The following is a 22,601-nucleotide window of genomic DNA, read 5'->3' as shown; positions in this document are numbered from 1 at the left end:
AGCACCTTTTGGAAACCGTCGCCTGCTTGGAAGAGAGTAGCTTGGGATTTCGTTCTCTGACCTAGAATTTCGACACGACCATAACGACCGGACCGCTGGTCGTTTATATCGTCGGCGTGATCGGACAGTTCGAGCGAGACCTTATCAGCGAACGCACAAGCGCCAGTTTATAAGCCGCCGCCGCGCATGTGCGTAAAGGTGGTCGTCCCAAAGTCGTCACGAATAATAGGTTGCCGAGAGCAATTGGTTTGAACAAGGAAGGGCTGACGATACATGAAGCGGCGTGGCGTCTAAAGATCGGCGCCATCGTCGAGATAACAGACCCCACGCAGAGGAAGTAAAAGGCTGTGGGCGATACCAAAACAATAGCCATAAACCCGTCCTAAAACCTATGTGGGCTCAAGACTGTTTTTAGGACACTAAGAGACCCACATGACGCCAACAGTCTGCAATGAACTTTCTCTCAGACTAGAGAGAGATGACAGTCATACGGATGGGCCCAGTTTCGGGTTATATTTATTTAGACCATGCATTCGCAAAACTCGCATCGCTACTGGTTGGCGCATGCTCACTCGGAAGTGCCTTGACTGCAATTTTGGTTGCTAAAGGCAGAGCGTCGCCAAACATTACCATTTGGCCTCTTGCTAGGCCTGGCACCTCGGTAGTTGCATAGCGATTTGCTTTTTCTGAACCGGATGCAATTACAGACTGATCCCGATCATTTGTGAGCCTGAAGACTGCCCAAGTCCCACACTGCGCAAGAACTGTGGGTGACACCTCCGAAGGGCGTTGCGTGCTTATGAGCATCGATACCTGAAATTTGCGTCCTTCGCGGGCTAATCGTTCATAGGCTAATGAGTGCAAACCCGTGTCGGTGTCACCGGGTATTTGGCGTAGGTAGTGCTGAGCCTCCTCCAAAACCAACAGCGTAGGATGGGTCTGGCCTGGCCCTCTTGCAAAGAGCTGTTCGGCATAGAGTTCCAATAGAGATCCGAGAACATACGGCATCAAGTCGTTGGTTAGGTTTTTCAAACAAACAATGTGGACGTTCCAGTCGTTATGAGTGGGAGAGCCAAGAGAGCCAAATAAGTCAGACACTAATTTTTGCGCTTCAGCCTCGTAGCTTAGTGGAGGTATGAACCCAGCTTCTGCGAAACCGCTGGGTTCTACATTGATGATTTTTCTGAACTGCTCGTCTCTGATCAAGCGACTGATCCGCCGGAGCATGGTTTGGACGTTGTTGTACAGCCAACCGTCGCGCACCCAGTTACCCCGGTCATACTTAAGGCATGACCATTCGGCAGCAAGATGCCCAATGCTACTCATATGTGGCCATTGACTCGCTCCATCAGCTGTCCCGTCTTTCAAAGTCTGGATCGCTGCATTTGCGCTATTAGCGTTTCCCGGCCGACCATCATCGAAGAGAACCTCTTGCTGATGGCCGACAAGCTTTGAACCTCCCATAGAGCCAGACACGTATCGGAGCTTATCCACCGCGAAGTTGAGCGCCGGTCTCTGCGTGCGTTCGCTAGGAAGTATTAAGCGCGAGAGTCCAGTTAGACCGAGTGCATAATATGGGATGTGATAATGCGCTCGCGGATCATTATTTAGTTTTTGTCCTAAGACGGTCTCTTTCAAGCGAACTCCGGGCAGTGAATTGAAGGCATTCGCGTACTCGTCATGGATGTCGAAAATCACTATTCGAGCGTTAGGCCCCTTTTCGAGTAGCTTTTGCAGAACAGAAGCCACAAAATGTGTTTTTCCCTGCCCTGATGAACCTAACACTGCGGTGTGCCTCGTTAGCAGAGCATCAATCCCGACTGTGACGGGAATAGTCGCGGCGCCAATGGCATCGCCGATGACAATCCTCTCGGATGGTTCAGATGCCCTCCCTGAACAAAGAACCGCAGCAAGTTCGGCGCTTGTTAAGCCTACAGCTTGAGCTCCGAGAGCTGGCAAAACCGACCTGTCAGGGTCAAACGACAGCCGACTGTTGGATCTGCTTACGTTCCCGATCGTGTAGGCTTGGAGGGTTCTAACTACTTCCTTAGATTTGCTGTAACGCGGATGCGCCGCAACGTCGGTCATTTGTATCGTCTCGATACGCGCAATCAGAAGAGTTGCACCCGCCTCTACGCCGATTAGATCTCCGGGCTGCCCAATTGAGGATAAACCGTCTGCGTGAGCAACGACTGCTCCGCGGGCGTAATCGCGAAGGCGCACTGTTACCTTTTGCGAATGGACCTCTACAACCTCTCCTAAACTAGGCCGTTTCACAGAATTGGTGTCGTTGTTGTTGGAGTTGGCGGTGTTGTTGGCGTTGTAGGGTTGAGTTCTTGTGCCAGTGCCTTAGCTATCTGGCGGGACCGTTCCGCAGGATCATCTAGGATGGTTGGGTCAGGGAGGTGCGACGTCATCTCACTGAAGTAAGCAGCGGCACCACCGCCGAGTATAGCTACCTGAGGTAGCTTGAGGTTCAAAAACTTAACAAGACCTGGACGTAGGTCCGCAAGATTGGTGGGATCACCGTTGGCTTCGAACCCATTTATCTCCGGTAGGTAGACCACAAGCTGAAGTGTCGGGTTATTAAGCGCCGACAGCAGTACTCGGTTTAAGTGGAAGTCACCGAAACCGTAGCCGCTAATGAGAAGCGTGACGTTGGGCCTTGATAGAAAATGAGTAAAACGACGTATCATCTCGCCATAAACAAAACCTACCGTGTCCACGAACTTCGCTGATGATGGAAAAATCAATGAACTGGGCGACGTCGCCGTATTGCCATCGACGAAGTCGAATATATCGCCGCAACGCGCGTCAATCTGGAATGCTCGTACGTCCCCTGAAGCCGTCTGCTCCCAAGAGAGAGAGCCATGCAGTTTCGCCAAGTAAATTTCATAGGTCCCAAATTGAGCCTCACCCCGGGACTCTGTATTGCGCAAGCCAAGATCAAAGGAAGATGGTGAAAAAACCCTATTGTGAAAGCCGCGAAATCCATCCCGGACATTTAGCGATGCATTTTCGGCCGCCAACTCGATTGCCATGTCGTAGTTTGTCGTAAAGACCCATGGCGCTGGCTGTCCTGGCTGGCGTGTATGTACTAATCGCGTCAAAAGGCGGACGTGGTCCGAAAGGCCTGACGCTGTTGCCGCGCTTGTTGGGTCACGAAGCCAATCGCGATCAAGCAATGATGCCTTTAGGACGGCTCGTAGAAGTGAATTATACAGAGCCAACAATTGAGCAACGTCGCGTCCCGATCTTGCCGCATCAAGTTGCGCGATAACCAACTTATCGATCAGGACTTCAATGTTTGGAGGATCTACGCGATCTTCGAGTATGAACCGTAGCGCTTCCAATTGTGCAGTCTGGTCAGGGTTCTCGGTCACGTATTGCGACCAGAGTTGTTGGATGGTTTTCCCGCCACATCCCAGCGATGCACCTGCGCCTAACATTGCACCAACATGTTCAAGTTGGACGGCTTGAGCGAGATGAGTTTCAAACTTGTCGAGTGTCCATACGGTGTCGCCTCTTCTCGCTACGCCCATGTATCCTCGCTATAATTCGTTATATCGATCAAGGGCTCAAGTGTGCTTGTCCCTGTATTAGTTTGTATCGTGCTATGTGCCGCATCTTTTGGATTCTCTGTGAAGCGGAACGTCGAGGATAGCAGGTATAGGTTGAGCTTTGGTCCAGGCAAGGGACAATGTACCTTAAGCCGCCACAATCTCCGCTAGACCCAACAATCTAATTTATGAGCACTCGATGCTTTGGTGTCGACGCTGTTATAATGTCTGTAATACTCTATGAAATGCATATAAAATCCAGACTTTTCGGAGCTGAAACGTCTATCTGCGATACTTGCGTTTCTCTGAAACACACTAACCCCTGCACCAATTCCTCTTCTATACTGAGCTTACCCTTTTCCGAACTTGACCAAACTCGACTTGCCTAAATAGCCAAATCCTACATCTGCCTTGATCTTAAGCCTCGAACTTCCACCCGAGGCTTTTCATGTCGCCCCAGTCCATTCTCATCGGCCAAGTCACTATCGTCTTCACGACGATCGGCACTGGCATGTGGACGGCGACCCAATGGGTCGCCACTGAATTCCACTTCGACCCTTACTTGGGTGCGCCGTGGTTTCTGGCAGGCGATACGCCGGTCTACTATCCATGGAGGCTCTTCGAATGGTGGTACGCCTTTGAGCCTTATGCTCCAGAGGTGTTCAATACGGGCGGGCAGATCGCCATTGGTTTTACCTTCCTTGGAGTCGTCTTCGCGGTCATCGGGTCGGTCTGGCGTGGTCGGCAAGCAAAAGCGTTGACAACCTTCGGCTCCTCTCGTTGGGCAAATGCTCAGGACATGAAACAAATCGGCCTCTTTGGGCGAAACGGGGTCTTCATTGGCCGCACGAAAGCCGACTATCTCCGCCACGACGGCCCCGAACACGTCATGACGTTCGCACCGACTCGGTCGGGTAAAGGCGTCGGTCTCGTCATTCCGACCTTGCTGTCCTGGCCGCATTCCGCCGTTATTCATGACATCAAGGGTGAGAACTGGCAACTCACATCCGGCTGGCGGTCGACTCTCTCGCACTGCTTGCTGTTCGATCCGACCAACCCGGCGTCCGCGAAGTACAACCCGCTACTCGAAGTCCGCATGGGCCGGAACGAAGTGCGCGATGTCCAGAATATTGCCGACATCCTCGTTGACCCAGAGGGCGCGCTGGAGCGTCGATCCCATTGGGAGAAGACAGGTCACGCTCTGCTTGTCGGCGCAATCCTCCACATTCTCTACGCAGAAGAGGAAAAGACACTCTCTCGCGTTGCCACCTTTCTGTCTGACCCCGCGCGCTCATTTGAGAAGACGTTGCGGGCGATGATGTCCACCAATCACCTCGGCTGCGGGGATGCAGCTACTCCGAAGGTCCATCCCGTCGTCGCGCAGGCGGCACGAGAACTGCTCAACAAGTCTGAGAACGAACGCTCTGGCGTGCTCTCGACGGCGATGAGCTTCCTAGGCCTGTATCGCGACCCGACCGTGGCCGAGGTGACCTCACGTTGCGATTGGCGGATCGAGGATCTGGTGAGCGCGGAGAAGCCCGTCTCGCTCTACCTGGTCGTTCCACCATCCGACATCTCTCGCACAAAGCCCCTTGTGCGGCTGATTCTGAACCAGATTGGTCGCCGGTTGACCGAAAAATTGGACGGAGAGATCGACGGGACCTCACGCCGCCAGCTTCTCCTGATGCTGGACGAATTTCCTGCGCTTGGGCGGCTCGACTTCTTCGAAAGCGCGCTGGCCTTCATGGCGGGATATGGCTTGCGCGCTTTTCTGATCGCGCAATCGCTCAACCAGATCGAGAAAGCCTACGGCCCGAACAACTCCATTCTCGACAACTGCCATGTGCGGATCGCGTTCGCGACGAACGATGAGCGCACGGCCAAGCGGGTTAGCGACGCTTTGGGCTCGACCACGGAAATGCGCGCCATGCGCAACTATGCCGGACATCGCCTCGCGCCCTGGCTGTCGCACGTCATGGTCTCCCGGCAGGAGACGGCGCGCCAGCTTCTGACACCCGGCGAGGTCATGCAGCTACCGAGCGATGAGCAGGTGGTGCTCATCTCCGGCACACCGCCGATCCGCGCAAACAAGATTCGCTATTATGCGGACAAGAATTTCAACGGCCGGGTCACTCCACCCCCGGTGTTGAACGACCCTAGTCATTCCTATGGCGACCGTCCTTCCCCTCGTCGGGATGACTGGGGTCACCGAACGGCCGACATCGTCGATACGCTCTACAAAGCGACTGCCAGTGCCGCCTTTGCCCCGCAGAGCGACGGCGGCAAGGAGCGGGCGCCGGACCGGCAAGAGTTGAAGGAACGCTCGAACAACACCGAGCCGCTTGAGACGACCGCCGAGGTAGGCGCCGACGCGCAATCAGACGCCTCCCTCCAACCTACGCTTCCCCGCACGGTCTTCGCCATTGGGCAGGACACGCCAGGCATCGACCTGAAAGGCATGACATGACCCCTGACCAAAACGACATCCTCAAACGCCTCGACATGATCGCTGAAACGCTCGCGGTTTCGGCCCGCCGACAAGAAACGATTTCGAAGGTGCTGGAACTGCTCGTAGTTCATATCCCGGATACGACGCCAACAATACCGGCAAATGACAAGGCTTGCCTTTGCCAGATCACCTTCTCCGATCTGAGCGCGGGAGGTTAAAATGGTAACGGCCAAACCCAAAGTGACCGTCTATCTATCGGACAAGATTTTCCTTCGCCTGAAACTCGACGCCAGCCGTCCGGGCATGAGCTACTCGGAGATTGCCGAACAGGCTTTGACGCTCTGGTACTCCGAAGACAGGGTTCACGAACAAAACAATCCGCTTCTACGTCGAATGGACCGGATGAACCGGGCCGACGAAGTCCACACCCGGAAGCTCGCCGTCGTGTCGGACGCCCTAGGACTCTTTATACAATACTTCCTGACGCTCATCCCGGAGATCCCGTCAGACCGGCGTGAAACGGCAAGTGATCTGGGCATCTTACGCTTTAATCGCTTCATCGAAGATCTGACTACGGTCAGGTCGGATAGCACTCGAGGCATACTCGCACGTGCTGAGGATGTTATGGCCGATATCAGTTCGTTTTTCACGAAGGAACAACTGGAGACAATGAACGCACCGGCTCCGGAACGCTCGGACGCCATGTCCGAAAATGAAGGAGGTTCCAATGATTGAACGTGATTCACCAAGCCGCCTTCGCACGGACGCCATGCTACGCAGCGCATTCGGTCCCGTCATCTGCAAGGCTCTGTCAGACCCAACCGTAGTTGAGATTATGCAGAATCCGGACGGCAAGCTCTGGATCGAGACAGCAGGCCAAGGCCGCCTGACACGCGGTACGATCATCACGTCCGAGAAGGCGGAGCGGATCGTGCGCCTCGTTGCGAGCTTGGCTGGACAAGACGTCACGCGAGAGCACCCTATTGTCAGCGCGGAGTTGCCCATCGGCGGCCAACGGTTCGAGGGCATTTTACCTCCGGTGGTGCAAGCCCCGTCCTTCTCGATCCGCAATCATGCTGCGCGCGTGTATACGCTCCACGATTATGTCGACGCAGGCACAATGGATAACCAGACCGCTGACCTACTTCGCTCCGCTGTCGCCGATCGCAACAACATCTTAATCGTCGGTGGAACGGGCTCAGGCAAGACAACCTTTGCTAATGCCCTCCTCTCCGAAGTCGCTGACACGGGTCATCGCGTCCTTATTCTGGAGGACACACGCGAGCTCCAATGCAACGCCGATGACTGTGTCGCTCTTCGCACCCAGCCGACAGTCTCTATGGCTAACCTATTGCGCTCAACACTCCGCCTGAGACCGGACCGCATCGTGGTTGGTGAAGTCCGTGGGGGTGAAGCACTCGATCTTCTCAAAGCCTGGTCCACCGGACACCCGGGTGGTCTCGCCACGGTACACGCCAACAGCGCCGCCGATGGTCTCGACCGTCTGGAGCAGCTTGTCGGCGAAGTCGTTCAAAGCGTGCCTCGCAAACTCATTGCCGCAGCGGTCAACGTCGTCGTCGGGATCGAGAACCGATCTGGAGTGCGCCGCGTGACAGATGTCCTCGAAGTGCTCGGAAGCGACAGCACCAACGGTGGCTATCGGCTTCGCCCGATGGTCCCTGATCCACCCTAGCAATCAGTTTCGAGGCTTAAGCCTCACGTCAAACTTGAGTTCCTCTACCATCCAAAAAGGAGTCCCCTGTGACGCTGTTCTCCAGTCCTGCCTTCAACTCTCATTCCACTCGACAATTGGCCATCGGCCTTTCGGTTGGTCTCGCTGTCTTCTTCCTTGCCCCATCTGCCCATGCAGCTGGGTCGGGTATGCCGTGGGAAGGACCGCTGACGCAGATTCTCTCTTCCGTCGAAGGCCCCATTGCCAAGATCGTCGGCACGATGGCGATCATCCTAGCCGGTCTCGGCCTTGCTTTCGGCGACACGGGCGGAGGTTTCCGCAAGCTGATTCAGATCGTCTTCGGCCTGTCCATCGCCTTTACCGCGACCAGCTTCTTCCTGAGCTTCTTCAGCTTTGGTGGCGGAGCGGTGCTTTGATGAACACCGCTCAGTACATCGAGGGGTTCAGCATTCCGGTCCACCGCTCAGTCACGCAGCCGATCATGATGGCAGGCGCGCCCCGCGCCGCCACAATCCTCAATGGCACGCTCGCAACGGCACTCGGCCTAGGCCTTCAGCTCTTGCCTGTCGGCATCGCCGTCTGGGTTGTGGCTCAGACGGCCTGCGTCTTCGCGGCCAAGCGCGATCCGCTCTTCCTCGACGTGCTGCGCCGCCACCTTCGCCAGAAAGGTTATCTCGCATGATGTTCCTTCGCGAATACCGTCAACGCCCTGCCGCGCTGGCCGACCATCTCCCATGGGCTGCGCTCGTCGCACCGGGTGTGATCCTCAACAAAGATGGCAGCTTCCAGCGCACGATGCGCTTTCGCGGCCCCGATCTCGACAGCTCGACCCCGCAGGAGTTGATCGCGACCTGCGCTAGGATCAACAATGCTTTGCGCCGGTTTGGATCTGGCTGGGCGCTTCACTTCGAGGCGACACGACGTGAAGCGGAGGGCTATGCACCCTCCAAGTTTCGCGACCCGCTCGCTTGGCTGATCAATGAAGAGCGGCGTGGGTTGAACACGGCTTCGGGCGCGCTTTTCGAGTCCGATTATCACCTGACTTTCACCTTCCTTCCGCCTGCCGACAAGATCGGTAGGCTGGAGACTGTCTTTATCGATAACGACAAAAATGGCGCCGAGAACGCGAGCCTAGATTTTCTTACAGCCTTCGTCCGCAATACGGACGCTGCTCTTGACTTGCTTGCGGGTGTCTTTCCGGTGGCAGTTTTTCTGTCCGATGATGAGATGCTGACCTATCTCCAGTCTTGTCTTGCGCCCGACAAACGACAGCACGTGCGTGCGCCGGACATTCCGATGCACCTTGATGCCGTTCTCGGCGGTGTCGACTTGGTCGGCGGTCTAGCGCCCAAGTTGGGCGGTCAGCACGTCCGTTGTGTGACTGTCATGGGCTTTCCGGGCGCAATGGAACCGGGCTTGTTGGACGCCCTTAACGGCCTCGGCTTCCCCTATCGATGGACTACGCGCTTCCTGCCGATGGATAAGTCCGAGGCGACCAAGGTGCTTGGTCGCTATCGCCGCCAATGGTTCGCCAAGCGCAAGAGCGTCATGGCGATCTTGAAGGAAGTCATAACGAACGAAGCCTCCGCGCTCGTCGACACTGACGCGGATAATCAAGCTGGGGACGCCGACACCGCCCTACAGTTGCTGGGTCAGGATCATGTCGGCTTCGGCTATGTCACGCAGACCATAGTCGTCAGCGATGTCGATGCGGCGATTACCGAAGCTCGAATCAAAGCGGTCGAACGGCTCGTCAATGGGCAGGGCTTCGTCACCATCCGCGAGACGGTCAATGCCGTCGAAGCCTGGCTTGGCTCGATCCCTGGACAGTCTTACGCCAATGTCCGCCAGCCCATTATCCACACGCTGAATCTCGCGCACATGATGCCGCTCTCGGCCATCTGGGCCGGACCGGAGCGCAATGACCATATGGATGGTCCGCCGCTGCTGCACGCCACGACCCAAGGACATACGCCATTTCGTTTGGTGACCCATCAAGGCGATATTGGCCATACTCTGATCGTCGGGCCAACCGGCGCCGGGAAGTCCGTCCTGCTGTGTCTGCTGGCCTTGCAGTTTCGCCGCTACGAGAACGCGCAGGTTTTCCTGTTCGATAAGGGCCGCAGTGCAAAAGTCGCGACGCTCGGCATGAGTGGTCAGCACTATGAGCTGGGCGGAGAAGGCGGACTCTGCTTCCAGCCGCTTCGCAACATCGATAAGCCCCAAGACCTCGCATGGGCCGAAGGTTGGTTGCTCGACCTGCTGCGTCAGGAAGGTGTCGAGGTTACACCTGACATTAAGGACACGGTATGGAGCGCGCTTAACTCGCTCGCCTCTGCGCCGGTCGAAGAGCGAACCTTGACGGGCCTGGAAGCTCTGCTTCAATCCTCGCACCTCCGCCAAGCCATCCATCCTTATACGTTGGCTGGGCCACACGGCTCCGTGCTCGATGCAGATACAGATATCTCACTTGACGCCAACTGGCAGTGCTTCGAGATGGAAGAGCTGATGCACAGCAAGGCTTTGGTCCTGCCGGTCCTGACCTATCTCTTCCATCGTCTCGAAGCGCGGTTCAATGGACACCCAACCTTACTCGTACTGGACGAGGCATGGGTCTTCCTCGACGACCCGGTCTTCGCGGACCGCATCCGCGAATGGCTAAAGGTACTGCGCAAGAAGAACGTCTCGGTCATCTTCGCGACCCAATCACTATCCGATGTCGCCAATAGCACAATTGCGCCCGCCCTCATCGAAAGCTGCCCGTCGCGCATTTTCCTGCCCAATAGCCGCGCGACCGAGCCGCAACAGCTCGATGCCTATCGTCGCTTCGGCCTCAACGACACACAAATACAGCTTATCGGACAGGCGACGCCCAAGCGGGATTACTACTTTCAGAGCCGCGCCGGAAACCGCCTCTTCGATCTGACGCTCGGTCCCATCGCGCTGGCTTTTTGCGGCGCATCATCGGTTGGCGCGCTGATGGAGGCCGACGGCGTCCGAGCGTCGTCAAACGGCTCTGACTTCGCAGCACGATGGCTGCACTGGCAACAGCTCGATTGGGCTGCCGATCTTCTCTCGTCCTTCTCAACTCATGGAGACGCCTAATGCGCCGTGCCTTCAAAACCCTTCGACAGGCTTTGCTTGCCGCCGTCGTTCTGCCGCTCGCCTTCGCCGCGCCGGCCCACGCCATCTTTGGCATCGGTGACATTGTGCTCGACCCGACCAACCTCGCACAGAACGTCCTGACAGCGACCCGGTCTTTCCAGCAGGTACAGCAGCAGATCGTAATGCTGCAAAATCAAGCGAAGCATCTGATCCGACAAGGCGTCTATCTTGGCCCCGATCTCGACCGTACGCTGGCGGAGATCAATCGCCTCCAGCATGAAGCGCGCGGTCTGACCTACCGGATCGACCAGATCGAAACGGCGTTTGAGCACCACTTCCCAGACGCCTATGCCAATTGGTCGGTGACCGAGCAGGCCCAAATTGCCGATGCTCAGCAAGATGCCGCGATCATGGCCTATCGCGACTCCATCCGGATGCAGGCGCAGATCAGCGGCGCCATCGAACGGGACGGCCGAAATCTCGAGACCTTGTTGAGCGCGTCGCAGTCGGCGCCCGGCGAACTGTCTGCCATGCAGGCAGGCAACCAGATTACTGCTCTGTCTGCCAAACAGTCCATGCAGATGCAGAGCTTGATGGCGGCGCAATACCGCGCCGATGCCATTGAACGGTCGCGCGCGCTCTATGCAGAGCAGGTCGGCACGGCCCGCCATGACGCGTTCATGGGCCGAGTATCAGGGATGGGCGGTTAGTCGTGGTCCCGATCCTACAAGCCAGCCCGCCACCATCGCCCCCCGCCGACCTGTCGGTCATCGACCGGTTCATGGAGACCTTCTCGGTCTACATCGACTCCGGGTTTGGACTGCTCGGCCCTGAAGTCGATTTTCTTGTCGCCACACTTATCGTCATTGACCTCGTTCTTGCTGGCGTTTTCTGGGCGATGAGTTCGGACGGCACGGTGATGGCCAAGTTCATCAAGAAGGTACTCTATATCGGGGCCTTCGCCTACATTATCGGCAACTTCGCGTTCCTATCCGGGGTCATCTTCGACAGCTTCACCGGACTTGGCTTGCAGGCAACGGGAACGAGCTTGACGGCGGCGGATTTGATGCGGCCAGGCTTCATTGCCAGCACCGGCTTTGATGCGGCCACACCCATTCTAGATACGATCAAAGAGTTGACCGGACCGGTCGCCTTCTTCGTAAACATCGTTCTGATCGCTGTGCTGTTTCTCGCCTGGCTGATCACAATCTTCGCTTTCTTCTTTCTCGCGATCCAGCTTTTCGTGACGATCATCGAATTCAAGCTGACAACCCTGGCTGGGTTCGTGCTGGTCCCATTTGCGCTCTGGAACAAGACGTCATTTCTAGCCGAGCGCGTGCTCGGCAACGTCGTGTCGTCCGGCATCAAGGTCATGGTGCTTGCGGTCATCATCGGAATTGGCTCGACATTATTCTCGGAAGTGACGTCAGGCCTCTCTGGCAGCGTCACCCTCGAAGATGCAGGCGGCGTTATCTTGGCCAGTCTTGCTCTGTTCGCCCTGGGCTTGTTCGGTCCAGGCATTGCGACAGGTCTGGTCAGCGGTGCCCCGCAGCTTGGAGCGGGCGCAGTCGTCGGCACAGCGGCAGCCGTCGGGGCTGCCGGAGCCGCAGGCGTCGCTGGAACGATTGGTGCGACGAAAGTGGCAGGCGGCACAGCCGTCGGGGCCGCCAAAGCTGGTGCATCCCTCGGCGGTGGCACGTCTATGGCCTTCGCCATGGGCAAAGCCGCCAGCGGCGCAGGTGGCATGCGCGGCACAGCCGCCGGTTTGGGGGCCGTGGCACAGGCCGGAGTCGGCTCAGTGGCCCATGCCGCCAAGCGGCGAATGTACGGTGCAGGCGATGCAATCCAAGGATCGACCCGTGCCGGGGCACGGGGTGCCGTCACCGGCACAGGCGGCACGATCCGTAGCGCAGATGCTGCTAATTCGAACACGCCAGCCGCAGACGTCGGAGGGCCCAACCCGGCACCCGACTGGGCGAGGAAAGCCTCCAGTTCTCAAAACAGACAGCGCGCCGAGAGCGCAGCCCTCCACGGCTTACGCGGTGGTGACAGCGGCGGCGCGTCCACCGGCCCCAAACTCAACGACGAAGACTGAAACAGGAGATAGACATGGTCTGGAAGAGATCCCAATCCGCCTACGGGCGAACACCCGAGCCGACGACGCCTTACCAAAAGGCAGCCCAGGTCTGGGACGAACGCCTTGGATCGGCACGCGTGCAAGCCAAGAACTGGCGGCTCGCCACGCTCATGTCGATCGGACTGTCAGTCGTGCTGGCTGGAGGTCTGCTCTGGCAGGCCACGCAAAGTCTGGTCACGCCTTACGTTGTCGAAATTGACACAACGGGCGAGGTGCGCGGCGTTACGCCGACCGTGAAAGACTTCGTACCGAGCGACGCGCAGATCACGTTTCAGCTCGCAGAATTTATCCGCCACGTTCGCGGGGTCTCGACCGACCCGGTCGTCGTTCGCCAGAACTGGCTTTACGCATATGACTTCGCAACCAGCCAAGCCGCTGCGACGCTCTCGGATTACGCAACGACCAATGACCCTTTCGCAGAAGTCGGTGTCCGGTCTGTCGCGGTCGATGTGCAGAGCGTGGTTCGGTCGTCAGACGCGACTTTCGAAGTTCGCTGGCAGGAGACCGAGTTCCGCTCGGGTGTGAAGCAGTCGGTTTCCAACCACACCGCCCATCTCACCATCGTCACTGATCCGCCGCGCGACGAGGCCACGCTCCAGCGCAACCCGCTCGGTGTTTACGTCCATGCCATCCACTGGTCGCAAGACCGCATCAAAACAGGAGACGCGCCATGAAAGCCGCAACCTTTGCCCTGACCACATCCGTTATCGTTTTAAGCGGTTGCTCGACACTCGGAACACACTTCAACAACGCGCCAGATGATTTCAAGTTGGACGATACGCCGCTCGTGCAAGCGGTCATTGCGTCCGACGATGAGGTCGAGACCGTCACGCGAACCGTCGAAGTAGAACGGTTCACGCCGATCCCCATGCCGGGCCAGTTGAAGCCGCGAGAGATACAGGGTGTGACTTCCACGGAATCTCACAAGAAGCCGCATGACATAATCGATGCAGCCCATGCGAAGTCGACCGTTGGCCCGAAGTCCGGAGCTTACGTCAATGCAATCCAAGTCTACCCGTTTGCCAAGGGCGCGCTCTATCAAGTCTACACAGCCCCAGAGCAGGTGACGGACATCGCTTTGCAACCCGGAGAACGGCTCATCTCCGTTTCTTCCGGCGACACAGAGCGTTGGATCCTTGGCGATACGCTTTCGGGCGAAGGCTTAGCCGAGCAGGTCCACATCCTGGTCAAACCGATCGAGAGCGGCCTCACGACCAACCTCGTCATCACCACATCCCAGCGAGCCTATCATATCGAGCTGACATCATACCGCGAGACCTACATGGCCGCCGTGTCCTGGCGCTATCCGCAGCAGTCCCTGATCAGCCTGTCCAAAGAGCGGAGAGCGCGGCCGCGACCCATCCAGTCGACTCTCTCGATGACCGAGACGCAACCTGTATTGACCGATGCCAATGCGGCGTTCCCGACCGTACTCGCCGTCGATGCTCTCAACTTCCGATACGCGATCGAGGGCGACGATCCCCACTGGCGACCGCTTCGGGCCTTCGATGACGGCTACAAGGTCTACATCCAGTTTCCGGCGCGGCTAGACCAAGGTGAAGCGCCGCCACTCTTTGTCGTCGGCACGGATGGCGACAGCCAGCTCGTGAACTATCGGGTCAAAGGGCGCTACTATGTCGTCGACCGACTGTTCGGTCGCGCCGAGCTCCGTCTCGGCGAAAAGGATCAACAGGTGGTCCGTATCGACCGGGTCGCGTCATGAGCGGCACGAACCAAGACTTGCAGATCCGCGGCGCGCCGCCGTCGGTCAAGCGGTTTAACAGACGTGTGCTCATGGGTTTGCTGGGCGGATCGGCGCTTGTGCTGATGCTCGCCGCCGGGTTCGCTTTACGCTCGCCGGAGAGCGATACAGTTGCGCCGCGCGAGCTCTATAACACGACCAGCAAAGTCCTTCCGGACAGCTTGAATGAACTCCCAGACAGCTACGCCGATGTTAAACAACCTGTGTCAATTTTGGGGCCGCCAATGCCAGGCGATATCGGTTCGGGGTTTTACAATGCGCCCCGCGAGGAGCCGCCGGACAATCCGTTCCGCTACCAGCCGTCATCCTACGACTATGCGCCGCCGCCAAGCTACAGCGTGTCGCCTGGTCAGACGTCGACGGCTAGTGTGTCGTCGCCACGCACCTCCGAACTCTTCTTCATCGCGCATGATAGCGGCGGAGATCGTGTTCAGCCCAATAACGCTGAGGTCGATCCACAAATTGTCGATCCGGGTGTCGCAGCCTTGGCAGCGCTGTTCGGTAACGATGGCGTCTTGCAAATCGGCGAGGATGCCCTCGAAGACAACCCTGGTTCGGTTTCTAATGATGAGAGCGGCCTGTCAGATGCCGACATCTACAATCCGCACAGCCTTCACATGCCAATGTCGCCCTATCAGGTCATGGCTGGCACGGTCATTCCGGCGAGCCTCGTCACAGCTTTAAACTCCGACCTGCCGGGGCAGGTTATCGGGCAGGTCACAGAAAACGTGTTCGACACGCCGACCGGTCAGCATCTTCTGATCCCGCAAGGCTCGCGCCTGCTCGGCCGCTATGAGAGCGATATCGAGGCGGGGCAGTCCCGCGCACTGGTCGTCTGGACCCGGATCATCCGTCCGGACGGCTCGTCACTCGTCATCGAGAGCCTGCCCGGCGTGGACCTGTCCGGACATTCGGGCTTGCGCGACCGCGTCGATCGGCACCGGGGCAGCCTGTTCGGCGCCGCCATCCTGTCGTCCATTCTGTCCATCGCGTCTGAGATCGGCTCGGACGAAGAGGACCGGATCGTCGAAGCCCTGCGAGATGGCGGACAAGACACGATCAACCAGGCAGGCCAGCGCGTCGTGACCCGCGCGCTTCAGCGCCAGCCGACCTTGCGCGTCCGCCCAGGCTGGCGGTTGCGCGTCATCGTCAATCGCGACCTTATCCTCTCACCCTACGCCCAAGGAGGCTGACTCATGTCCGACACCCAAACTCCCACTCTGCGCATTGCGAAGTTGCCGGACCTCACGCCGGTCAAGATGACTATCCATGTCGAGCCGGAGACGTACCGAATGCTCGAAGACTATGCCCGGCTCTATGCGCAGAGCTACGGCGAAGAGGTGGCGGCCGCCACGCTCGTCCCGTCCATGCTCGCTAGCTTTCTGGCGTCCGACTCAGGCTTCAAGAAAGCACGCAAGACGCTCTCCAACACCGACTGATCTCCATCGACCACAACCCACCTGAAAGGATGCATCATGGCCACCATAGGACAGTTCCGCATCAAGGATGACGGCTACGAAGGCACGATCTCCACACTCACCATGGCCCGTAAGGTGAGGCTCGTTCTGAACACCAACAAGAAGCACGACGATAGTCCCGACTACTTTGTGAAGACCGGGCAATGCGATCTCGGCTTTGCGCGCAAGGCCGTCGCGAAAGGCGAGGAGGGCCAACCCTACCTCAAGGTCTTCCTTGACGATCCCAGCTTCGCCGCGCCCGTCTGGGCGGCGATGTTCGAAGCCGACGGAAAAGCGGACCTCGTTTGGTCGCGGCCAAAATCCCACTAACTGAACCCCGAATGCGCAACGCTCCATCCGACGAAACGGCGAAGATCCTGGAAGGCTTGGGAAAGCTGACATGGATCATCGAGACCCATAGCGAAGCGGCTTGGCCGATCTTCGACCGTCTCGAACGAGAGTTGAAGCTTCGACAAAGTCGGCGGTCCAGGCTGGACCGCCATCGTCAGATCTTCAGGTGAGCATCGTTGAGCACAATACGGGATAGCTGGTCCCGACGAAAAGCCAGCGACCCGCCGTCTCCGTAGTCGGGACGATTGTTATAATGGCCGATCAGTTTGCACCTCAAGCCATAGTCCAATTCCGCTTCCAGCATACGCTTCTCAAAAGAGTGGCGCAGCGAGTAGATGCGGTGATCCGCTGTCGGGAACAGTCCCCGCGTCTTGAAAGCCTTCGATAAGGTCGCTGACAGTGAGTCGCTTTTCTCGCGATAGCGCGGGAACCCCTTGGGACAGCGTCGCATAGCCTTCAGCGAGACCCCGAGCAACGGAACGTCCCGGTTTGCCGATTTGGATTTGAGCTCGCGTTTTGCTTGCGGACGGATTTGCAGATGAGGAATATCGTGGTCGAGAATGATATGCTCCGGCCGTAGGTTCGCAATCTCGCTCGGACGGCATCCAGTCTCGATAAGAGCGTATACGATGCATCGGGCCTCAACATTCAAACCGTCGAAGACGCCCGAAACGAGTATCTTTGACTGAATCCAATCCGTCTCGAACGGTGGAATGTCCTTGTAGACGACATTCTTAAAGCGAAGATTGCGGAAAGGGTTCTCGCGCTCCTCATCGCCTTGGTAGGCCCAGTAACGCTCGTAAAGCGTCCGAAGGTTCGTGAAGTCCTTGTTGGCCGAGTTGGCATGGAGCGGCTTGGTGCCGTCCGTTGGATTCACGCGGCCGCTCCACCAATCATAGACTTGCCGGGCGTGGCTCCGCGTAATGGCGTTCATTGGAAGGTCGCCGCAGAGAGCGATGAAGTTGTTCACTGCCCGCCGTTTGACCTTGGTCCAGTTTTTCACTTGCGCCGCAGATTTGTTCTTCAGATCGACGGCGCATATTTTCTCGCAATAGATCGTGAAGGCCTCGGATATTGGGGCAGCACTGGGCTCGACGAGCCCTAGGGCGGCATCCGCTTCTGCTGTGGCAATTGGAGAACCGACATTGATTTTGTCCAGACGCGCGAGAATTTCATCGAGCGTAGCCTCTACGGCGATTTCATTGGCAGGAACGTAGACGAACCCCTGTGCAACCGCACGGGTGCGAGCCGTTTCGTAAGCGTCCAAGGCAGTTGGCTTTCCAGCCCGCAAGGCGTTCCAGAGCTTTTCATCTGCAATGGCGAGGGCATCGCGTCGAGCGCGGGCAATCTCCAGGGAGGTGGTTCCGAGAGCACTTCTAATCGTGCCTCTAGGGTCGAGACTTTGAAAAGCTTTCGGGACGCGTCTATGGTAGTTCCAATACCCTCCGCGACATTTGAGGTATTGGTTTAGCCTCTTCATGACAGGCATAATGTAGCACACAATGTAGCACGTGGTGTGGCACATCAGTCGAGGAAATCAGAGTTTGAAAGAGTTTCGATGAGGAAATCTCTAGTGATTTCAACAACATGCCCGGATCGTGAAGCCGGAAAATGGTGCCCAGAAGAGGACTCGAACCTCCACGTCCATTCGGACACCAGCACCTGAAGCTGGCGCGTCTACCAATTCCGCCATCTGGGCACGTTATCGGCAAGTCGCGCGATTTACGGAGATGGGCCCGGCGCGTCAATCTCTTTGTGTGCGTGAACCGCAGTGATAGGGGCGGACCATGACAGAGTTTCAAGCCAAAAGCCCCGCCATGAAAACTATCGGTGTATTGGGCGGAATGAGTACAGCTTCGACCCTGCAATATTATGAGCTTTTGTGTCGTCTGACGGCGGAGCGATTGGGCGGTTTGCACAGTCCGCGCCTACTGATCCGGTCAGTTGATTTTGGCACGGTCGCGCATTTGCAGAATGAGAGTGCTTGGGGCGCGCTGGGCGAAATGCTCGCAACGCGCGCTGAAGAGCTAGAGCGCGGCGGCGCGGAGCTATTAGTTTTGGCGACGAACACCATGCACAAGGTCGTACCGCGCATGATGCGGGACGTGACTATCCCATTGGTTCATATCGCTGACGCGACGGCAGAGCGAATTTTGGCGGGCGGGTTTTCTCACCCCGGCTTGATCGGAACACAATTTACGATGGAGGACCGTTTCTATCTCGACCGGTTGCGCGGGGAGGGTCTGCAGCCTATTGTGCCGGAATACACGGACCGTGCGCATATTCACGCGATCATCTATGAAGAGCTGTGCCGTCATGATGTGCGGGCAGAAAGTCGCGATGGTTTCATCGCGATCGCGGAGCGGCTAAAGCAAATGGGGGCGGATTGTCTGATCCTCGGCTGTACCGAAGTCGGTCTTTTGCTAAGCCCTGACAATAGTCCTCTACCTGTATTCGATACGACGCAAATTCATTGCGAAGCGGCGCTGAATGTCGCTCTGGAGTCGCCAGAGACATAGGCCAAAATCATAGAGATGACTCCCTTGTCTGGACAGAAGCTTAACCCGCGTTAACAAATCTGGCACGCGAGTTGCAAAGCCCTGTTCAGGCAAATTCCTGCTGGGGGCTTATATGAAACATTCCTTACTCTTCTGCGCCGTCGGCGCACTTGCAGTGGCCGGGTCCGGTTGCGCTTATCAACAAGGGTCCAGTTACGGATCTCACACCGCGTATCCGACTTATCAAAGTCACAGCACAAGCTACGCGCCTTATCGCCGTCATCAACAGCATATCGGCGCTACACGCTTGGAATTTGAAGCGTCTCGCGAACAGTTTATCGATGGCGACATCATCGAAGGCGGCAACGTTATCGGCGGGGTCACCACAAATGATGTGGCTTATAAGGATGTCTATAAAGCAGGCTATCGCCTCTCAGCTGGTTTGGCCCGGGACGTCCGTCCAAACACGACATTCTCCGCAAAAGGTTTCTATAAGGAAGCTGAAGCCGATGGCCCCGTGCTGGTCGGCAATAATGGCGGCGCTGTGAATGCGACCTTCTCTGACTTTAAGAGCTATGGTGCAGAATTAGGCCTTCGCCAATATATGGCACCACAGATTCAGGGTCGCATGCGGCCTTATCTCGGCGGTACACTTGGTGCGGCCTATATCGATGATATCGCGGTTACAGGTGGCTTAACGGGTCCGCTGAATGAAGCGGGCTGGGTTGCAACAGCCAGCGGTACGGCTGGTCTCGAAATGCCAATTTCACCGACAGGCTCTCTGGCCCTTGAATCCGGCGTTCGTTGGACAGGGTCACAGGACCGTACGGCCGTCGCTAGTGCAGCGGGTTTCACGGATGACGGTTCTAAGCTGTCTGTGCCGATCACACTGCGCGGTAGCTTCCGCTTCTAGTCCGACTATTCGCTCGGCGCCTTATTCAAGGCGCCGAGTTTTTCTTCTGCCCAAATGGGCACGATTGTTCCGGCCGGACCATGTCTCGCCGTATCAAAATATGTTGAGCCCAATGACGGTTCCATATTCAACTCCAGTGTCGGTGTTCCCATAGACCGCGCCATTTGAACAAACCCCGCGGCTGGATAGACAGCGCCAGATGTCCCGATGGAAACGAACTGATCAGCCCGGGCGAGCTCTGCTTCGATCCTGTCCATTTGATACGGTATTTCGCCGAACCAGACGATGTCTGGACGTGCCCGACTGACTGTCGTGCAGGCCGGGCAAAGGCTCTCGATACTTAAATCCCCCTCACAGTCCCAACGAAAATTGCAAGCTGAACATAGCGCGCGTTTAAGTTCTCCATGCATATGAATGACGTCCCGCGCGCCGCCGCGCTCATGCAGATCGTCAACATTTTGTGTAACAATAACTAGGTCGCCGCCCCGCTCTCGCAAGCTTGATTGCAGGCGCGCTAAGGCCCGGTGAGCAGGATTGGGCTTCACGTCCGATAAGGCGGCGCGGCGCAGATTATAGAAGCGGTGCACCAAGACCGGATCGCGGGCGAAAGCGTCGGGCGTGGCCACATCCTCGACGCGATGTGTTTCCCACAATCCGTCATTGTCGCGAAATGTTTTGATACCAGACTCTGCGCTGATCCCCGCGCCACTCAGAACAAAAATGATGGGCGATTGAACGGTCATGGCCGAATCCTAACATCCGAAACGTCCCAATGCGACGGAGTTACGCGCCCATAGTCTGCCCGAGTCAGTTGAAAGATCGGATCAGGCATGGTTACAGCGACTTGAAGTTGATGGTAACACGTCGCAAACTTTACCCGGAACGCTACTTTTTCAGTGTGTGCTGCCGGTTAAAGACGGTCAAACGACCGAAACGGCGTCAATCTTTCAATTCCGATTGGTTAGCGGAAAGGACATCATGACCAAGACATTTAAATCTAAGCTCGCAAACTGTGCGGGTGGTATCGTCGCCAGCGTCATCGCCATGACCGCTTTTGGTGCGGCGCCCGCTTGGGCCAAACCTCTCAAAATTGAATCGGAAAATATCGTATTCTTCGGTGATGTCGATCCGGTTCTGGCTAAGGAGCGGGTCCAGAAGTGGGAAACTTACCGCAAGATGATCTATGCCTTGTCCGGCGTCTCTAATCCTCCTGCCGACACTCAAAAACTGACGATTTACGGTTTTAGAGACACGAGAGAATTGCAAAAGTTCACGGGAAATCGTGGTATTGCGGGTGTTTACACGAATGGTGTTGATGGACCAATCTTCCTGACGTCAGTCAATAATAGCTACATGGAAGATGGATTTTCCGAACAGGTCGGCTTTCACGAATATACACACCATGTTCTCCATTCCTTTGTCAGAGAAGGGTTCCCGCGCTGGTATGATGAGGGGTTTGCCAACTATCTAGCGACCATGTCCATAACAGACGATACTGTTGCGGTCGGCGACCCATCCGTTGGGCATGTAAAGTCTGTCGTTAAATACCGCCTTGATTGGCTCGATCCGGAAACTGTTTTGAAAGCGATCGCTTTCTATCCAAACTATAAACGTCGGGAAATGCGAAAGGGCGGCCCTACAGTCTTCTACGCGCAAGCTTGGCTTTATGTTCATTACATGCGGTCTCAGCCGAAATATAACAGCAAATTGACGGAGTATCTGAAGCTGATTGATACGCCCGGAATTGATCCCCTAGACGCATTTGAGCAGGCATTTGCTGTGAGCGTCGAGGATTTTCACAAAGAAGCTGCGAATTATTTCCGCAACGACGATTTCGTGGTCAATCAATACATTCCCGGTCCCGAGATCATGACGTCTGACATGAAAGTCGCGGCGATGAGCGAAGAGGATTTAAAAGCGGCGCAAATTCCAGCTCGTTTAGCGTTCTTGAACGATAAAACGGCGCGAAACTTCCTTAAAGACCTCAACAAAGCCTATAAGAAGGATCCATCTAATCCGCGGATAACAATGGGGTTTGTCTCTTACGATATTCATCAAGAATCTTATGAAGATGCTGTTGCCCGGAGCGAAGCCGCTTTGGCTGCGTCGCCCTCAGATCCATATCTGATGCATGCCGCGGCCGGAGCCCGTTTTGCCAGCGTATCGGGTCCGCATTTTGAGGCTCTGGAAGATGAAGAATATAAGCCTCTGCCTATGAATGACGATATGAAGGTGGCTCTGAACCGCTACGAGCAACTTCTACAACGTGATCCAACAGATCTGTTCGCAGTGCGGCAAGTCACAACATTCTACGGTAATAGCGATATGCCTGCGACTGATGCGGCCTTGGACGCTGCGCGTATGATTGATCAGCGCTATATGGATGGGTTCGAGCCCTTCAATGGCATGAACCTCGCTGTGATCTACGCTAAGAGTGGCTATGAGCTTTATGCGTGCGATTATTATCAGAAATCGACGGAGAGCGTGAAGGACTTCAAGGATCGTCAGCTTGGTAATTTCAAAGCGCGTCTAGATTGGTTCAAGACCAATTATGGTCAAAATTGCGAATTCGATGATGGTGAAGGCTAACGTCACGTTTCCGTGTTAGTCCGTCGATTCTAAGGTAAGGGTCGGCCTCATTTATAGACAGACAGGCGCGCCTCGGTTATCGGGGCG

General features: G+C 56.6%; 22 protein-coding genes and 1 tRNA gene. 18 read left to right on the top strand and 5 right to left on the bottom strand.

Going from position 1 to position 22,601, the window contains the following annotated elements; all coding sequences use genetic code 11:
- Positions 1 to 516 precede the first annotated feature (516 nt).
- Both QQL54_RS08750 and QQL54_RS08745 read right to left on the bottom strand, forming a co-directional pair.
- The gene (locus QQL54_RS08750) at positions 517 to 2,088 is read right to left on the bottom strand and encodes an ATP-binding protein (RefSeq protein WP_284389703.1); all 1,572 of its coding nucleotides are present in this window, start codon (positions 2,086 to 2,088) and stop codon (positions 517 to 519) included.
- 185 nt (positions 2,089 to 2,273) lie between these two features.
- Positions 2,274 to 3,041: a hypothetical protein gene (locus QQL54_RS08745; protein ID WP_431355930.1), complete on the bottom strand. Its 768-nt coding sequence runs from the start codon at positions 3,039 to 3,041 to the stop codon at positions 2,274 to 2,276.
- Between the two features lie 23 nt (positions 3,042 to 3,064).
- On the opposite strand from QQL54_RS08745, the gene QQL54_RS08740 reads away from it, so the two are divergent.
- The 15 genes from QQL54_RS08740 to QQL54_RS08670 all read left to right on the top strand — a co-directional run bounded on the left by QQL54_RS08740 (position 3,065) and on the right by QQL54_RS08670 (position 16,493).
- On the top strand, positions 3,065 to 3,280 hold the full coding sequence (locus tag QQL54_RS08740; protein WP_284392512.1) for a hypothetical protein: 216 nt from the start codon (positions 3,065 to 3,067) through the stop codon (positions 3,278 to 3,280).
- 728 nt (positions 3,281 to 4,008) lie between these two features.
- Positions 4,009 to 6,027: a conjugal transfer protein TraG gene (locus tag QQL54_RS08735; RefSeq protein ID WP_284389701.1), complete on the top strand. Its 2,019-nt coding sequence runs from the start codon at positions 4,009 to 4,011 to the stop codon at positions 6,025 to 6,027.
- Entirely contained in the window at positions 6,024 to 6,227 is a 204-nt protein-coding gene (locus QQL54_RS08730; protein ID WP_284389699.1) for a hypothetical protein, read from the top strand. The genes QQL54_RS08735 and QQL54_RS08730 overlap by 4 nt, the downstream gene beginning before the upstream one ends.
- 1 nt (position 6,228) lies before the next feature.
- Positions 6,229 to 6,744 carry a hypothetical protein gene (locus tag QQL54_RS08725; RefSeq protein ID WP_284389697.1) on the top strand — a complete coding sequence of 172 codons (516 nt, stop codon included), beginning with the start codon at positions 6,229 to 6,231 and terminating at the stop codon, positions 6,742 to 6,744.
- On the top strand, positions 6,737 to 7,702 hold the full coding sequence (trbB, locus tag QQL54_RS08720; RefSeq protein ID WP_284389695.1) for a P-type conjugative transfer ATPase TrbB: 966 nt from the start codon (positions 6,737 to 6,739) through the stop codon (positions 7,700 to 7,702). The genes QQL54_RS08725 and trbB overlap by 8 nt, the downstream gene beginning before the upstream one ends.
- Positions 7,703 to 7,818: 116 nt before the next feature.
- Positions 7,819 to 8,118 (top strand): TrbC/VirB2 family type IV secretion system protein, encoded by a 300-nt coding sequence (locus QQL54_RS08715; RefSeq protein ID WP_284392475.1) that lies wholly within the window; start codon positions 7,819 to 7,821, stop codon positions 8,116 to 8,118.
- Positions 8,118 to 8,384, top strand: coding sequence for a VirB3 family type IV secretion system protein (locus QQL54_RS08710; protein WP_284389693.1), 267 nt, complete (start codon positions 8,118 to 8,120; stop codon positions 8,382 to 8,384). The genes QQL54_RS08715 and QQL54_RS08710 overlap by 1 nt, the downstream gene beginning before the upstream one ends.
- Positions 8,381 to 10,807 carry a conjugal transfer protein TrbE gene (trbE, locus tag QQL54_RS08705; protein ID WP_284389691.1) on the top strand — a complete coding sequence of 809 codons (2,427 nt, stop codon included), beginning with the start codon at positions 8,381 to 8,383 and terminating at the stop codon, positions 10,805 to 10,807. The genes QQL54_RS08710 and trbE overlap by 4 nt, the downstream gene beginning before the upstream one ends.
- Positions 10,807 to 11,517, top strand: a complete 711-nt coding sequence (trbJ, locus tag QQL54_RS08700; protein WP_284389689.1) for a P-type conjugative transfer protein TrbJ — start codon at positions 10,807 to 10,809, stop codon at positions 11,515 to 11,517. Before trbE ends, trbJ begins: the two co-directional genes overlap by 1 nt.
- 2 nt (positions 11,518 to 11,519) lie before the next feature.
- Positions 11,520 to 12,902, top strand: a complete 1,383-nt coding sequence (trbL, locus tag QQL54_RS08695) for a P-type conjugative transfer protein TrbL (protein WP_284389687.1) — start codon at positions 11,520 to 11,522, stop codon at positions 12,900 to 12,902.
- A 14-nt stretch (positions 12,903 to 12,916) separates the two neighbouring features.
- Positions 12,917 to 13,618 (top strand): conjugal transfer protein TrbF, encoded by a 702-nt coding sequence (gene trbF / locus QQL54_RS08690; protein ID WP_284389685.1) that lies wholly within the window; start codon positions 12,917 to 12,919, stop codon positions 13,616 to 13,618.
- A complete protein-coding gene (gene trbG, locus QQL54_RS08685) occupies positions 13,615 to 14,667 on the top strand; it encodes a P-type conjugative transfer protein TrbG (protein ID WP_284389684.1) in 1,053 nt (350 codons plus the stop codon). Before trbF ends, trbG begins: the two co-directional genes overlap by 4 nt.
- Complete coding sequence (locus tag QQL54_RS08680; RefSeq protein ID WP_284389682.1) at positions 14,664 to 15,899, top strand: TraB/TrbI/VirB10 family type IV secretion system protein; 1,236 nt, start codon at positions 14,664 to 14,666, stop codon at positions 15,897 to 15,899. The genes trbG and QQL54_RS08680 overlap by 4 nt, the downstream gene beginning before the upstream one ends.
- Before the next feature lie 3 nt (positions 15,900 to 15,902).
- Entirely contained in the window at positions 15,903 to 16,145 is a 243-nt protein-coding gene (locus QQL54_RS08675; protein WP_284389681.1) for a DUF2274 domain-containing protein, read from the top strand.
- Between the two features lie 36 nt (positions 16,146 to 16,181).
- The gene (locus QQL54_RS08670) at positions 16,182 to 16,493 is read left to right on the top strand and encodes a DUF736 domain-containing protein (protein ID WP_284389679.1); all 312 of its coding nucleotides are present in this window, start codon (positions 16,182 to 16,184) and stop codon (positions 16,491 to 16,493) included.
- A 175-nt stretch (positions 16,494 to 16,668) separates the two neighbouring features.
- Here the strand turns inward: QQL54_RS08670 and QQL54_RS08665 are convergent, their stop codons facing one another.
- Positions 16,669 to 17,994 (bottom strand): DUF6538 domain-containing protein, encoded by a 1,326-nt coding sequence (locus QQL54_RS08665; protein ID WP_348520728.1) that lies wholly within the window; start codon positions 17,992 to 17,994, stop codon positions 16,669 to 16,671.
- Positions 17,995 to 18,126: 132 nt separating this feature from the next.
- Positions 18,127 to 18,213, bottom strand: a tRNA-Leu gene (locus QQL54_RS08660).
- Between the two features lie 118 nt (positions 18,214 to 18,331).
- On the opposite strand from QQL54_RS08660, the gene QQL54_RS08655 reads away from it, so the two are divergent.
- Both QQL54_RS08655 and QQL54_RS08650 read left to right on the top strand, forming a co-directional pair.
- Positions 18,332 to 19,033, top strand: a complete 702-nt coding sequence (locus QQL54_RS08655) for an aspartate/glutamate racemase family protein (protein WP_348520743.1) — start codon at positions 18,332 to 18,334, stop codon at positions 19,031 to 19,033.
- 112 nt (positions 19,034 to 19,145) lie between these two features.
- Entirely contained in the window at positions 19,146 to 19,925 is a 780-nt protein-coding gene (locus QQL54_RS08650; RefSeq protein ID WP_284389672.1) for a hypothetical protein, read from the top strand.
- A gap of 5 nt (positions 19,926 to 19,930) precedes the next feature.
- On the opposite strand, the gene QQL54_RS08645 is transcribed toward QQL54_RS08650, so the two are convergent.
- A complete protein-coding gene (locus QQL54_RS08645; RefSeq protein WP_284389669.1) occupies positions 19,931 to 20,668 on the bottom strand; it encodes an NAD-dependent deacylase in 738 nt (245 codons plus the stop codon).
- 235 nt (positions 20,669 to 20,903) lie between these two features.
- Here QQL54_RS08645 and QQL54_RS08640 point away from each other — a divergent pair, with 235 nt between their 5' ends.
- Positions 20,904 to 22,514, top strand: coding sequence for a hypothetical protein (locus tag QQL54_RS08640; RefSeq protein WP_284389667.1), 1,611 nt, complete (start codon positions 20,904 to 20,906; stop codon positions 22,512 to 22,514).
- The last annotated feature ends 87 nt before the right edge of the window (positions 22,515 to 22,601 follow it).

Source organism: Algimonas ampicilliniresistens, from assembly GCF_030159955.1.
Taxonomy (GTDB): domain Bacteria; phylum Pseudomonadota; class Alphaproteobacteria; order Caulobacterales; family Maricaulaceae; genus Litorimonas; species Litorimonas ampicilliniresistens.
Note: the sequence above shows the minus strand (reverse complement) of the source record. Positions and strands in the feature narration are given on the sequence as shown.

Coding starts and splice junctions, on each gene's coding strand:
- trbE (WP_284389691.1), top strand. CDS start 8,381: ATGATGTTCCTTCGCGAATACCGTCAACGCCCTGCCGCGCTGGCCGAC.
- QQL54_RS08670 (WP_284389679.1), top strand. CDS start 16,182: ATGGCCACCATAGGACAGTTCCGCATCAAGGATGACGGCTACGAAGGC.
- trbJ (WP_284389689.1), top strand. CDS start 10,807: ATGCGCCGTGCCTTCAAAACCCTTCGACAGGCTTTGCTTGCCGCCGTC.
- trbG (WP_284389684.1), top strand. CDS start 13,615: ATGAAAGCCGCAACCTTTGCCCTGACCACATCCGTTATCGTTTTAAGC.
- QQL54_RS08650 (WP_284389672.1), top strand. CDS start 19,146: ATGAAACATTCCTTACTCTTCTGCGCCGTCGGCGCACTTGCAGTGGCC.
- QQL54_RS08655 (WP_348520743.1), top strand. CDS start 18,332: ATGAAAACTATCGGTGTATTGGGCGGAATGAGTACAGCTTCGACCCTG.
- QQL54_RS08735 (WP_284389701.1), top strand. CDS start 4,009: ATGTCGCCCCAGTCCATTCTCATCGGCCAAGTCACTATCGTCTTCACG.
- QQL54_RS08740 (WP_284392512.1), top strand. CDS start 3,065: ATGGCGCTGGCTGTCCTGGCTGGCGTGTATGTACTAATCGCGTCAAAA.
- QQL54_RS08730 (WP_284389699.1), top strand. CDS start 6,024: ATGACCCCTGACCAAAACGACATCCTCAAACGCCTCGACATGATCGCT.
- QQL54_RS08675 (WP_284389681.1), top strand. CDS start 15,903: ATGTCCGACACCCAAACTCCCACTCTGCGCATTGCGAAGTTGCCGGAC.
- trbB (WP_284389695.1), top strand. CDS start 6,737: ATGATTGAACGTGATTCACCAAGCCGCCTTCGCACGGACGCCATGCTA.
- trbF (WP_284389685.1), top strand. CDS start 12,917: ATGGTCTGGAAGAGATCCCAATCCGCCTACGGGCGAACACCCGAGCCG.
- QQL54_RS08725 (WP_284389697.1), top strand. CDS start 6,229: ATGGTAACGGCCAAACCCAAAGTGACCGTCTATCTATCGGACAAGATT.
- QQL54_RS08665 (WP_348520728.1), bottom strand. CDS start 17,994: ATGAAGAGGCTAAACCAATACCTCAAATGTCGCGGAGGGTATTGGAAC.
- QQL54_RS08640 (WP_284389667.1), top strand. CDS start 20,904: ATGACCAAGACATTTAAATCTAAGCTCGCAAACTGTGCGGGTGGTATC.
- QQL54_RS08710 (WP_284389693.1), top strand. CDS start 8,118: ATGAACACCGCTCAGTACATCGAGGGGTTCAGCATTCCGGTCCACCGC.
- QQL54_RS08750 (WP_284389703.1), bottom strand. CDS start 2,088: ATGACCGACGTTGCGGCGCATCCGCGTTACAGCAAATCTAAGGAAGTA.
- QQL54_RS08680 (WP_284389682.1), top strand. CDS start 14,664: ATGAGCGGCACGAACCAAGACTTGCAGATCCGCGGCGCGCCGCCGTCG.
- QQL54_RS08745 (WP_431355930.1), bottom strand. CDS start 3,041: ATGGCAATCGAGTTGGCGGCCGAAAATGCATCGCTAAATGTCCGGGAT.
- QQL54_RS08645 (WP_284389669.1), bottom strand. CDS start 20,668: ATGACCGTTCAATCGCCCATCATTTTTGTTCTGAGTGGCGCGGGGATC.